This window comes from Aminobacter sp. GW821-FHT11F06 (assembly GCF_058808215.1).
In genome coordinates this window covers 1-13376 of sequence record NZ_JBXARL010000002.1, presented here as the reverse complement: position 1 = coordinate 13376, position 13376 = coordinate 1, and the positions used below count along the sequence as shown (strand labels likewise).

Here is a 13376-nt window from a genome sequence, read left to right as displayed (position 1 = left end):
GGGGCTGAAAGTCAACCGTAATGCAAGAATCTTTCATGGAAAGAAATATTGGCCCAGCACATTTTCCTCGGTGAACTGGTGTGGCCCCTTCTCGGGGGGCCAAAAGGAAAAGGCCGGCTTGCGCCGGCCTTGACCATAGAGACGATCATTGTCCGTCAGATGACGAAGAACCAGTTGGCGAGGATCACCACCGCTACGCCGGCGATCAGCGTCAGGTAGGGCAGGATGCCGGCCTTGCGGATCTTCAGATCTTCCTGGGTGATGCCGAGATCGTCGAGCATGTGGACAGGGAACTTGCCACCATCCTGGACATAGTGGCGGTAGCAGAACACCGGGATGATGAGAGCTGCGGCGATGAAGCCGGCCCACAGCGCCCAGGGGTTCCAGACCTTGGCGCCGGCACCCATGAACATGGCATTGACATAGGAGAGCATGGCACCGACCGCAATCAGGATCGTCGGTGCCTTCCACGGCCGGTGGATATGGCCGTTGTCCATACGGTGGATCCAACCCGAATTCAGGTTGAGGAAGTTGAAGATGATGTAGCCGCAATTCGACACCGACAGCACGAAGAAGAAGCTGGTGGCGTCGGCAGAGGCGACGGCGAGCAGGAACACGTTGAAGATCAAATCGGTCCACATCGCGCGCGTCGGTGCGCCATGGCTGTTGACGTGGCTTAGATAGCGCGGCAGCCAGCCGTCGACCGAGCCCTGATAGAGCGTGCGCGAGGAACCGGCCATCGCCGTCATGATCGACAGCATCAGTGCCAGGATCATCAGCATGACCATGATCGAGGTGACGAAGCCGGCGCCGCCGACCATCCTGGCCATCGCCTCGGCGACGCCGGAGCCGTCGACGATCGGGGTCGCCAGCATGCCGTTGAGACCGAGCACGCCCTGGAAGGTGAAGGGCACCAGCGTGTAGAGCGCCAGGCACAGCAGGCCCGAATAGAAGATCGCCCGCACGGTGTCGCGGCCGGGATTCTTGAACTCCGAGGTGTAGCAGATGGCGGTCTCGAAGGCGTAGGCCGACCATGCCGCGATGAACATGCCGCCGAATGCCAAGGTCCAGCCGGCGACGTTCCATGCGCCGGGCTCTGGCGAATAGGCGGCGGCGAGCGGCACCAGCGGCGAATAATTGTCCCAGTTGATCTGGCCGGTGACGATCGGGACGATGCCAACGATCAGCATCGGCACGATCACGATCAAGCCGATGTATTTCTGCACATTGGCCGTGCCGAGAATACCGCGATGCTGGATGGCGAAGGTGATCAGCATCAGGATGACACCGATGAAGAACACCGAGTTGAGCGAGAAGCTGACCGGGCCGAGCGTGCCGTGATAGAGCGTCCAGCTGCGGATCGCAGGCGTTGCTGCCGTGGTCAGGGTTGCAATCGCGTCAGCGGCAGTGCTGCCGGCGTTGGCCGCCATATATTGCAGCACTTCGGGCGAGGCTTCGGTGAAGCCGGGGATCGGTGCCAGGGCGTTGAGGATGTAGGCCGCCGCGATCGAGCAGCCGAGCGACAGCACCGGCGTCCAGGCGAGCCAATTGCACCACACCGACAGCGGCGCGATGAACTTGGAATAGCGCAGCCATGCCGTGGCGCCATAAACCGAGGCGCCACCCGACTTGGACGGGAACAGGCCGGCGATCTCGGCATAGGTGAAGGACTGGATCAGGCCGAGAATGATCGAGGCGGTCCAGATCAGAAAGGCGATGTTGCCGGTGGTGCCGGCGATGCCGCCGATCGAGAACAAAACAAGCGCCGGCACGCCACTGGCAACCCAGAAGGCGCCGCGCCAGTCGATCGTTCGTTGAAGCTGGCCGTCTCCGCCGTCGCTGTGTGTGATTGTTGTTGAGCTCATTTGTCGTTCCCCGACCTTTGTCAAAAAGGCCCCACGCTTTTCAGCGCGGGACCGGTTGTTTTTGTTGGGTTCCAGGTGTCAGAGCACGAAGAACCAGTTGGCTATCAACACGACGGCGAGGCCCCCGATGAGCGTCACATAGGGCAGGATGCCGGCCTTCTTCTTGCGCAGGTCGCTTTCGTGCATGCCGAGGTCATCGAGCATGTGCGCCGGGAACTTGCCCCCGTCCTGGACGTAGTGGCGGTAGCAGAACACCGGGATGATCAGCGCCACCGTGAACAGGCCGGCCCAAAGCGCCATCGGGTTCCAGACCTTGGCGCCGGCGCCCATGAAGACGGCGTTGACGAAGGCGAAGATCGTGCCGAGGGTCAGCAACCAGGTCGGGGCCCTCCACGGCCGCTTGATGTGGCCGTTGTCCATGCGATGGATCCAGCCGGCATTGAGGTTGAGGAAGTTGAAGATGATGTAGCCGCAATTCGCCACGGCCAGGATGAAGAAGAAGCTGGTGGCGTCGGTGGAGGCGATGGCCAGCAGGCAGAGGTTGAAGATCAGGTCGGTCCACATCGCCCGGGTCGGGGCGCCATGCTCGTTGATGTGGCTGAGATATTTGGGCAGCCAGCCGTCGACCGAGCCTTGGTAAAGCGTGCGCGACGAGCCGGCCATGGCGGTCATGATCGCCAGCAGCAGCGCCAGGATCATCAGCATGACAAGCAGGGTCTTCACCAGCCCGCCACCGCCGACCATCGAGGCCATTGCATCGGCGACGCCCGAGCCGTCGACGATCGGGGTTGCCAGCATGCCATTGATGCCGAGCACGCCCTGGAAGGTGAAGGGCACCAGGATGTAGAGCAGCATGCAAAGCAGGCCGGAATAGAAGATGGCCTTGAAGGTGTCGGTCGCCGGGTTCTTGAACTCGCGGGTGTAGCAGACAGCTGTTTCAAAGCCGTAGGTCGACCAGGCCGCGATGAACATGCCGCCAAGCGCGAGGGTCCAGCCGGAGACGTTCCACGAGCCCGGCTCAGGCGAATAGGCTGCGGCGAGCGGCACCAGCGGCGAGTAATTGTCCCAGTTGATCTGGCCCGTCAGGATCGGCACGACGCCGACGACAAGCAGCGGGCCGATAACCAGCATGCCGACAACTTTTTGCACATTAGCGGTGCCGAGGATGCCGCGATGCTGGATGGCGAAAGTCATCAGCATGAGGATCGCGCCGATCCAGAATGTTGCGTTGAGCGAGAAACCGACCGGTCCAAGCGTGTGGCTGTAAAGCGTCCAGCTGCGGATGCCGGGCGTTGCGGCCGCAGTCACCGCGGCAACGGCGTCGGCTGCGCTGGTGCCGACATTGGCCGCCAGGTACTGCAGCACTTCAGGCGAGGCTTCGGTGAAGCCCGGGATCGGCGCCAGCGCGTTGAGGATGTAGGCAGCTGCGATGGTGCAGCCGAGCGACAGCACTGGCGTCCAGGCGAACCAGTTGCACCATACCGACAGCGGCGCGATGAACTTGGAGTAACGCAGCCAGGCGGTCGCGCCATAGACCGACGCGCCGCCGGACTTGTTGGGGAACAGGCCGGCGATCTCGGCATAGGTGAAGGACTGGATGAAACCCATGATGATGGACAGCGTCCAGATCAGGAATGCTATCTTGCCGGTGGTGCCGGCGATGCCGCCGATGGAAAAAAGGACAAGTGGCGGCACGCCGCTGGCCACCCAGAAGGCGCCGCGCCAGTCGATTGTCCTTTGAAGTTGGCCGGCGGTTTCCGCCGGACTGACGTCCGTAACAGCGCTCATAGGCTCAGTTTCCCATTGATTGTGAATGCACGTCGCCCATGCCCGAATTCCTCGGTTTCATGGTACGGCTGCAGTTTCCGCTTAGGCTTCTTTTTTTCCTCAAAGTGAAGTTTGTCCGAATCCGATACGGCGTCAAGCCATTTTGTCGCACAGCAAGGGGAAACAGCGCCCGGCGCGGCACAGTTGGAAGATCGGCCAGTTTCAGCACATCTCTCTGGGCGAGTGCGGCCTACCCGAACGGGTGGGGAGAGCGGATTTCAGGTCTTTCGCCGGCTTGGCGACCGGTGCGGCAGCAAAAATGCCGCATCCACTGGAATGAAAAAATCATTCATGCTATGAATTGCGCTCTAGTGCTCGGTCTCGATCGAAACCTAGAGAAGGATCGATCAGCGCAGGAGACGTCGGCAAGAGGTGCCTACAAGAACATAGGCGGGAGGAACATGAACGCCGAATGGAAGGGTCAGCGCCAGGGCATCGGGATTGAGGTGGTGCCGGTGGCGAAAGAAAACAAATTCAGGGTGCTGATTGCCGAGCGCAATCCGCTGGTCGTCGCTGCTTTGGGCGACATGCTCACGCGAGACAGCCGTTTTGAGCTGGCTGAAAGCGTGCAGACCGGCAAGGCCTTCCTTGAGGCGGCATCGGTGGCCGCCCCCTCATTCGACATTGCCGTGCTGGGCTGGAGGCTGTCCGATATGGACTCTGGCGAGGTGCTGGCCGAAATGCAGCGGCGCGGGCTGCATGCCCGCGTGGTGATCTTTTCCAACGACCACGACTTGTCAATTCTCAAGCAATGCGTGCGCCTCGGCGTTCAGGGCTTCTGCTACCAGTTCGACGATCCCGTGATCCTGTTCGACACGCTTGTCGCTGTCGCCCATGGCCGCATCTGCATCCCCTACATGGACGTGTCCAAGATCAACGAGACGCCGCTGTCGCGGCTGACGACGCGCGAACGCGAGCTGCTTTCGGTGCTGGCCGACGGCTGGACGAATTTGCAGATCGCGGCGCGCACCGGGATTTCCGAGAACACCGTCAAGTATCATCTCAAGAATCTCTACGACAAGCTTGACGTCCGTAACCGGGCAATGGCGGTGGCGCTCTATGCCAGCGAAAAGCACCGCGGCCCGCATCTGCACTCGCAGTGAGGGCAGGGGCGGTCAGTCGCTCTGATAGAGCCCAAACAAAACGGCCGCTCCACTCACGTGGCGCGGCCGTTTGCATGTCAGGAAAGAGGCGCGCCCGCTTGGGGCGCTCCTCGCTGGTGTCAGGCCGGTTCGGTGACCTTGAGATAGGCTTCCATGGAATCGTCGAGCGCGTCCTTCCACGGCGTATGATGCGCCGGCGCCATCGTACCTGTTATGACCGACCGATAGGAGTGGTTGCGGAACTCCATGATGCCCTTCTTCTTGTGCGTCTTCCACTCGAAGAAGGCTTCGTTGGCGCCGTCCACGTCGAAGCTCGGATAGTCGGTTTCCTCGATCAGCTCCTTGACGTAGTTGCCCTGGTATTCGATCGCGTCGTGGTCGTCCTTGCCGGCATCTTCGCGGGCAACACGGTTCTCGACGTCGGCGATCATCTCCTGCTTGGTGGCAGGCAGCTTGATGCGGCCGAGGATCGCGTCACGCGTCCACCAGGCCTGCGCGTCGAACATGTTGAAGGTGAACCACTGGTCCTGCATGCCGAGGTAGAACATCGCCGGATTGTGGACATAAGCGACGCCTTTGTAGAGGTCGGCGGTCGCTAGGCGGTTGGCGGTCCTGAGGCGCAGGTCATCAGGCAGGAACGGGAAGTGGTGCTTATAGCCGGTGCACAGGATGATCGCGTCGATGTGTTTGGTCGAGCCGTCCTTGAAGGTGGCGGTGTTGACATCGACCTTTTCCAGCAGCGGCTTCTCTTCCCAGTTGTCCGGCCATTTGAAGCCCATCGGCTTGGTGCGGAAGCAGTTGGTGACGGACTTGGCGCCATACTTCCAGCACTGCGAGCCGATGTCTTCCGCCGAATAGCTGGTGCCGATGAGCAGGATGTGCTTGCCGGTGAACTCGCGGGCGTCGCGGAAGTCGTGGGCGTGGAGAATGCGGCCGTTGAAGCGGTCGAAGCCGGGGAACTCAGGCACGTTCGGGGTCGAGAAATGGCCCGAGGCGACGATGACGTTGTCGAATTCCTCGGAATAGCAGTGATCCTTGGGCAGGTCCTGCACGGTGACGGTGAACTTCTTGGTCTGTTCGTTCCAGGTCACCATGCGCACGGCCGTTTCGAAGCGGATCCACTTGCGGACGCCGGCCTTGTTCACACGGCCCTCGATATAGTCGAAGAGCACCGCGCGCGGCGGATAGGAGGCGATCTGCTTGCCGAAATGCTCCTCGAAGGAATAGTCGGCGAACTCCAGGCCCTCCTTGGGGCCGTTCGACCACAGATAGCGGTACATCGAACCGTGGACGGGCTCGCCATATTGGTCGAGGCCGGTGCGCCAGGTGTAGTTCCACAGGCCGCCCCAATTGGCCTGCTTTTCGAAGCAGACAATTTCGGGGATTTCAGCGCCCTTCGCCGCTGCCGATTGAAATGCTCTCAGCTGTGCGAGCCCTGACGGCCCGGCTCCAATCACGGCGACACGCGCTTTCATGCGGAAAAACCTCCCAGTTATTTTCCATGACGAATAAAATTTCACTGTGATGATAATAATGGTCCGCCCTCGCTGTCAACAAGCTTCGTCGTCGAACCGTTGCCGGGCACCCCGAAGCAGATGCTTTCCAAGCTCGCGCCGCTTCAAATTTTGCCGGCCAGCCCAAAAGGAAGGCTTGCGGGGGTGGCAAAATTGAGTATTCTTCACACTGAAATATTTTTACACACAGGCAAATTCTAGACGAGGTGGTGATGACGATTTCAGCCTACCCCGAAATTGCGGCCGGTCCGCCGCGGCCGAGCCTGATCCTGCAGCCCGGGCTGCTTGTGCCGGGCATGGAGCGCTATCATGTGCCGGGTCGCGGCGCGATTTTGTTTGAGGTCGAGGCCGGCGACAAGGTCACCATCCGCAATGCCGAGGGCGGCCAGGCTTGCGAGCTTGTGGCCTTCGACAAGTCCGGCCGTGCCGATCCCGGCATTTTGGGGACGCGCACCAACAGCGATGCGGCGGGGCTGAAGGCGCTGCTGGTCAATGGCGACGACAGCCTGCGGGCCTTCCGCGTCGGCCTTGAACGCCGCAAGCTCGATCTCGCCAAGGCGGAGGCCGTGCGCGTCTTCGATGGCGCGACGCCGGCCGGGGTGGAAGAGAGTTTTACCGTCGCCCGCGACGGCACACTGGTGGTTGCTGCCCCGGCAGCGCCGATGGCGATCGACAGCCATGACACGGCGACACCTCTGGTGGTGATGGTCAAGCGCGCCACGATCCGTCCCGCTGGCCGCTCCGACCTGCCTGATCCGCTCGCCGATCCGGTGCTCGATCTCCGGGTCAAGTCGAAGACGGCGGAGTCCTATTTCGTCAAGGCCGGCGACTACATCCAGATCATCGATGTCGATGGCCGCCAGTGCACCGATTTCCAGTGCTTTTCGGCCCGCAAGCTCGACAAGGGCCGCGACCTCGCGCTCGACGTCACAGCCACGCGTTCGCTGATGGGCCATGCCTATCCGATGCCCGGGCTGCACGCGAAATATTACGACCAGGATTTCGAGCCGCTGGTCGAGGTGATCCAGGACACCTGCGGCCGCCACGACGCCTTCGCGCTCGCCTGCTATGCCAAATATTACGACGACATCGGTTATCCCGGCCACATCAACTGCTCGGAGAACTTCAATGGCGCGCTGACACCCCATGGGGTCAGCGCCCGCGCCGGCTGGATGGCGGTCAATTTCTTCTTCAACACCGGCATCGACGCCCATGGCGTGATGTTCTCCGACGAACCCTGGTCCAGGCCCGGCGACTATGTCTTGCTCAGGGCGCTGACCGACATCGTCTGTGTCTCCTCCGCCTGTCCCGACGACACCACGCCGGCCAATGGCTGGAACCTCAGCGACATTCACGTCCGGACCTATTCCGGCCAGCATAAATTCTCGCGCGCCATCGCCAGGCGCACGACCCCGGAGGCCGAAGCCAAAATGACCCGTGAGACCGCCTTCCATTCAAGCTTTGCCAGGCACACCCGCAACTTCATCGAATACAAGGGCTTCTGGCTGCCCCAGGACTTCGCCAAGGAGGGCCCGATCGAGGAATATTGGGCCTGCCGCCAAAAGGCGGTGGTGATGGACCTGTCGGCCCTGCGCAAGTTCGAGGTGACGGGACCGGATTCCGAAGCGCTGCTGCAGTACACGCTGACCCGCGACGTCAAGAAGCTCGGTGTCGGCCAGGTCGTCTACACCGCCATGTGCTACGAGCATGGCGGCATGATCGACGACGGCACGCTTCTCCGCCTCGGCAAGGACAATTTCCGCTGGATCTGCGGCGACGACTATTCCGGCGTCTGGTTGCGCGAGGTTGCCGAAAAGCTCGGCCTCAAGGTGCTGGTGCGCTCGTCGACCGACCAGATGCACAACATCGCGGTGCAAGGTCCCAACAGCCGCGATCTCCTCAAGGAGATTATCTGGACCCCGCCGCACCAGCCGGCACTGTCGGAGCTGGAATGGTTCCGCTTCACCATCGGCCGCATCGGCGATGCGCAGGGCGTGCCGATCGTTGTCTCGCGCACGGGCTACACCGGCGAGCTCGGCTACGAGGTCTGGTGCCATCCGCGTGATGCCGAAAAGGTCTTCGACGCGGTCTGGGCCGCCGGCCAGCCGCATGGCTTGAAGCCGATGGGTTTTGCCGCACTCGACATGGTGCGCATCGAGGCCGGGCTGATCTTTGCCAATTACGAGTTTTCCGACCAGACCGACCCGTTCGAGGCCGGCATCGGCTTCACCGTGCCGCTCAAGACCAAGACCGACGATTTCATCGGCCGCGAAGCGCTGATCCGGCGCAAGGACAACCCGATCCACAAGCTGGTCGGGCTCGACATCGACGGTAACGTCGCCGTCGGCCATGGCGACTGCGTCCATATCGGCCGCGCCCAGATCGGCGTCGTCACCTCGTCGATGCGCTCGCCGGTGCTGGGCAAGAACATCGCCCTTGCCCGCATCGATGCGACGCATGCTAATGTCGGCACCGAGGTCGAGATCGGCAAGCTCGATGGCCAGCAAAAACGCCTGCCGGCCAAAATCGTTGCCTTCGCCCACTACGATCCGAAAAAGGAAAAGCCGAGGTCGTAAGGGCAGCGATCTGACGTCATATCTGCATGAGCCCCGCCTTGCGCGGGGCTTTTTGCTTGAGGATAGCCGAAATCGGCTTATTCAAGGCGAGTAGAGACACCGCTGGCGCAAGGTACAATCGTGGAAATATTTTCGTGGTCGCCCGTCGTGATGATGCTTCCCTTCATTGTGGTCGGCGTCATTTCGTTTTTCCTGGGTACGGCGTTTCTGGCGGTCTTTGCTCGCCAGGCGCAACGAAATCCCTTGTCCATGCCGGTTTCTGCCTTCGTCGGCACGATCACCACGGCCTGGGCTCTGTCGCTCGGCTTCACCGCGGCGGACGTCTGGTCGGTCAATGCGCGCGCAAGCGAGGTCGCCAGCGCGGAGCGCTCGTCCATGATGCGGCTTGCCGGCATGGCGAAGCCGGAGGCCCTTGCTTCCACCGAGTTGATGAATGGCCTTCAGGCCTACAAGGCGGCTGTCGTTTCGGCGGAATGGCCGGATGCCAACCGAACCCCTGAACCGGCGGTCGAGCAGGCCTTGCAGGACATCCGGCTCGCCTTGATCGGCTTGTCGAAGACAGGTCTTCCAGACCCGATCATCGGCCAGATGGTTCAGGATTTCGACGAGTTGCAGGATGCGCGCAATTCGCGCCTCGCCATCGGCGCGAGCTCGGTCAATCAACTCAAATGGTATCTCGTGCTGTTCCTGACGATGCTGTCAGCGATCGTCATCGGCGCTGTCCATGCCGACCGGCCCTATGCGGGCAGGAAGTCGATCCTCATATTCGCCGTGACGGCGAGCGTCAGCCTGTGGATACTTGCCCTGCACGCCAACCCGTATGTCGGGGTGGCGCAGGTCACATTGGGCGACGCCCGGATATAGGCACCCCTTACTTCTTCTTCGATGCGCGCGCGGGCTCGGAAGTAAGGCTCGCATAGGCCAGCACAAATGCGAAGAAACCAAACGCGGCGAGCACGCCGACTACGGTGACAATGGTCTCGGTTGGCATGTCTTTTCTCCATCCTGGAATGCAAAACCATGCTGGTCCCAAGACGGATGCAGCGCCTTGACCTGGATCAACCGCGGAAAAAAGACCTCGTCGCATAGTCGCCGCCGGCTGCCGATGCGCGGCTGCGCTCAGGCGACATTGCTTTTGGAGCCCCGCTGTGGCGCGCCATTGCGCGTGGCAAGCCACGCCTCGGCCTGGCTGCCCGGCATCGGAAAGGCGATGCCATAGCCCTGCACGGCAGGGCAGCCGAGCTCGTGCAGCCACGACAGCTCGACTTCGGTCTCGGCCCCCTCGGCGACGATCGAAATGCCCAGGCCGCGCGCCAGCTCGATGATCGCCTTGACGATCTTGGAATTGGCCGGGTTCTTGTCGATGTCACGGACAAAACGGCGGTCGATCTTCAGCCGGTCGACCTCATTGGCGCTGATATGCGACAGCGACGCGTAGCCGGTGCCGAAATCGTCCAGCTCCATGCGGATGCCGGCCTTGCGCAGGCGCTTCAACGTCAGCCCGATGCCGCTGTTTCCGTCGTCGAGCATGACCGACTCGACGATCTCCAGCGCGACCAGGCGCGTCGGTAGCCCTTCTTTTTTGAGAAGGTCGAGCAGATGGTTGGCAAAATCCGCTTCCCGCAGTTCCTGCGCCGACACGTTAAGCGACAGCCGGCCGAAATGCAGGCCGGCCCGATGCCATGTGGCACCTGTGTGGATCGCCTTGGCAAAGATGACGCGGCCGATCGCCGGCATCAGTCCCGCCTTTTCCGCCGCCGGGAGGAATTCGCCGGCCGCAACGTTCTTGCCGCCGAGCTCCCAGCGCACCAGGGCCTCGACTCCGATCACCTTGCCGCTCTGGAGTGAGACCTGCGGCTGGAAATGAACCGCGAATGCCTGGGTGGCGATGGCCTCGCGCAGTTCGCGCTCGAGATTTGCCTTTTCTTCGAATTTGTCGCGCAGCGTTGCCGCAAACAGCTGGTAGCCGCCACGCCCCTCCGCCTTTGCGCGGTAAAGTGCAAGGTCGGCGTTGACGATCAGGTCGCCGATGGTGCTGGTGGCGTCGTGGAACAGCGCCACGCCAGCGCTTGCGCTGGGCTTCAGCGAGGTCCCGCCGAATTCCAGCGGCTGCTTGAGGCCTGCGGTGATGCGCGCCGCCACCTCCACGGCGTCCGCTTCCGAGCCGACATCGGTCAGGATCACGGTGAACTCGTCGCCGCCAAGGCGCACGCAGACGTCGGAATCGCGAACACTGGCCAACAGGCGCTTCGCCGTCTCGATCAGCACCGCGTCGCCTGCGGCATGGCCAAGCGTGTCGTTGATGGACTTGAAGTGGTCGAGGTCGAGATGGATGACCGCCATCTTCTCGCCCTTGCGCCGGGCCGCGGCAAGAGCGGTGTCCATGTAGTCGTTGAGGAATGCCCTGTTGTAGAGGCCGGTCAGCGCGTCATGGTTGGCAGCGAAGGTCATCTGGTCGCGCGCCCTGAGCAACTCGCTGGTGCAGGACACGACCCTGCGCACCAGCGGCCTGAAGATCAGCACGGCCTCGGCCAGCAGCAGCAGCAAGGTGAGCACGAAGACGGTCAGGTGGATCTTTTCCACCGCCGCACCTTTTTCGGCGGCTTCTGATGAAAACAACCGGGTCAGCGTCTCATATTCGCGCCGGGCTTTTTCGGCGACATAGAGCCTGAGGGCGGCGAAGTGCGCGGTGGCATCGGCCGGCATCTCGGCGGACACCGAAGTTGGCAGCAGGTTGAGGAACGAGTTGACGGTGTGCGTCAGTATCCGCGTCGACGCCTCGATCTGGCCGGGCGCTTCGTCAAAGAGCTTGGTCGCGTCCTTGGAAAGCTCAAGCTGATAAAGCGGCGACCTCGTGTCGGTCGATCCGTCGCGGAGAAGCTGCTCATTTGCGAGGAAAGCATCGAGCGCAGCTTTGAGGTTCTGCCTGGCCTGGGTGCGCAGCCACTGCGCGTCGGCCGTATAGGCCTCCGTCGCGCTCAACAATATTCTCTGCGACAGCATCTGCTGGCGGGCGCCGAGTTCGATCAGCGCCGTCTTCTGTACGTTTGCCGATATGACCGAACTCAAGAGGAAGAAGCTGGCGGTTGCAAGCGACGCGATCAGCATCAGCGCTGCCGCATAAGATGCCTTGGTATTGCGCATGAGCCCATGCGCAAGCATCTGGTGTTTCGAGCTGGCCTCAGCGCTCGCCGACATGTCGATCCCCCGCTTCCCCAAAAGAAGTTCCCCCGGGGCAGCAAGATGCAATGGAATGATGAATTGGTTGTAAATGTGAAGAGTTCGCGGCGTGGATTGGTAGATATTTAAAAAAAATATCGCGCTGGACCGTTGTGGCAGGAAGTAAGCAGGAGGGGGCATGTAAAGAGGGTACACTATTCTTGCCGAAACGCCGCTGTCTGCACGGGCAATCCGGCAGAGCAGTTTGACCACTGACGACGTGTTGGCCAACAGCTGCGCTAGGTAATCCACTCTGTGCATGCGGATGTGGCCGGCCTGCCAACATGTCGATCACATCCGAGCCTTGAAAGGCGATATGCGTCTGTTCTGGAATCGATCGAACTGGCAGCATTCAATGGCCTGTGCAATCGACGGAAGAATATCAAGCAGGAAGGCCGGTTCGGGCGCCCTGAGAGCCCTGTTAATCGTTAGCGACTGATTTTACAAGGTAAGGATAGCCCTTCTCAGGGTTCCGAAGCGCTTGAAAAATAAAACTTGAAGTAATTCTCCCGTTGTCTTCTTTGAAACCAAGTCGGCGAGCTGCTACTTTAATTCCCTCTCCGTCGTCAGAATCAATAAATATACCGTTTGCTTTTACCTCCCTGTACGCGTCATCGATCGTTCGTTTTATCAGATACTCTGCGGACGCCTTTAGTATCAAGTGTTTGTCGGTGATATTAATCACTGAAAGATCATCGAATGTTATTGATGGATTTGCGCCGAATGTGATGGTTGGCATGCAACGGAGTGGCCAAGGAAATAATATATGAATACGATCGGTGCCAGATGGGAAAACATGGCACTGCTGATCAGTAAGAATTTGCCGGAAGAACCAAGGTATTTCTTCCTTTGGGCCGAGGCCGGACTTTAGCTCCATCAGGCTATCTTCTAGGGCATTCGCCCGGTCTCTCTCGATCCTGAAGGGCGACAATAGAAGGTTGAATAAGAAAACCAATGCTATGGCGCTCGAACCTCCGATTGCTCCAAAGGAAATCATCGATAGAAGCTCATCTCTCGCTGACGGCCAACCATAGAGTTGGCGATGGACTATCAACCCGATCAGCGCTGGCAGTGCCGTAGCGATAATTAACGCGAGTGGTGTTCCGAAGATTGATTCGGTGTCTGCCCAAGCGCGGCGAATAAACAAACGATAGCGCATCAATTTATCCCTCGCCCTGCCGTTCAATGCACTAGCTGTGAGCTTTCAGGAGGTTGTCCATTCGGTCCCGGCCGGGAAAGCTGAGGTTGTCAAAGCTTCAGTGAGTCTCGGAG

General features: G+C 60.8%; 8 protein-coding genes. 3 read left to right on the top strand and 5 right to left on the bottom strand.

Annotated features, from left to right (window positions below):
- Positions 1-155 precede the first annotated feature (155 nt).
- Positions 156-1865 (bottom strand): trimethylamine N-oxide permease, encoded by a 1710-nt coding sequence (locus AC1RTB_RS04480; protein WP_492875112.1) that lies wholly within the window; start codon positions 1863-1865, stop codon positions 156-158.
- A 78-nt stretch (positions 1866-1943) separates the two neighbouring features.
- Positions 1944-3653, bottom strand: coding sequence for a trimethylamine N-oxide permease (locus AC1RTB_RS04475; protein WP_492875110.1), 1710 nt, complete (start codon positions 3651-3653; stop codon positions 1944-1946).
- A 440-nt stretch (positions 3654-4093) separates the two neighbouring features.
- Between AC1RTB_RS04475 and AC1RTB_RS04470 the strand changes: the two genes are divergently transcribed.
- Positions 4094-4795, top strand: coding sequence for a LuxR C-terminal-related transcriptional regulator (locus tag AC1RTB_RS04470; protein WP_492876312.1), 702 nt, complete (start codon positions 4094-4096; stop codon positions 4793-4795).
- A gap of 119 nt (positions 4796-4914) precedes the next feature.
- Here AC1RTB_RS04470 and AC1RTB_RS04465 read toward each other — a convergent pair whose 3' ends face one another.
- The gene (locus AC1RTB_RS04465; protein WP_492875107.1) at positions 4915-6270 is read right to left on the bottom strand and encodes a trimethylamine monooxygenase; all 1356 of its coding nucleotides are present in this window, start codon (positions 6268-6270) and stop codon (positions 4915-4917) included.
- Between the two features lie 251 nt (positions 6271-6521).
- Here AC1RTB_RS04465 and AC1RTB_RS04460 point away from each other — a divergent pair, with 251 nt between their 5' ends.
- Together AC1RTB_RS04460 and AC1RTB_RS04455 are read left to right on the top strand one after the other, a co-directional pair.
- Positions 6522-8885 carry a trimethylamine N-oxide demethylase gene (locus tag AC1RTB_RS04460; protein ID WP_492875105.1) on the top strand — a complete coding sequence of 788 codons (2364 nt, stop codon included), beginning with the start codon at positions 6522-6524 and terminating at the stop codon, positions 8883-8885.
- Between the two features lie 120 nt (positions 8886-9005).
- Positions 9006-9749 carry a bestrophin-like domain gene (locus tag AC1RTB_RS04455; RefSeq protein WP_492875103.1) on the top strand — a complete coding sequence of 248 codons (744 nt, stop codon included), beginning with the start codon at positions 9006-9008 and terminating at the stop codon, positions 9747-9749.
- A 255-nt stretch (positions 9750-10004) separates the two neighbouring features.
- Here AC1RTB_RS04455 and AC1RTB_RS04450 read toward each other — a convergent pair whose 3' ends face one another.
- Positions 10005-12083 (bottom strand): putative bifunctional diguanylate cyclase/phosphodiesterase, encoded by a 2079-nt coding sequence (locus tag AC1RTB_RS04450; RefSeq protein WP_492875101.1) that lies wholly within the window; start codon positions 12081-12083, stop codon positions 10005-10007.
- Positions 12084-12525: 442 nt separating this feature from the next.
- A complete protein-coding gene (locus AC1RTB_RS04445) occupies positions 12526-13263 on the bottom strand; it encodes a hypothetical protein (RefSeq protein WP_492875099.1) in 738 nt (245 codons plus the stop codon).
- Positions 13264-13376: the final 113 nt, after the last annotated feature.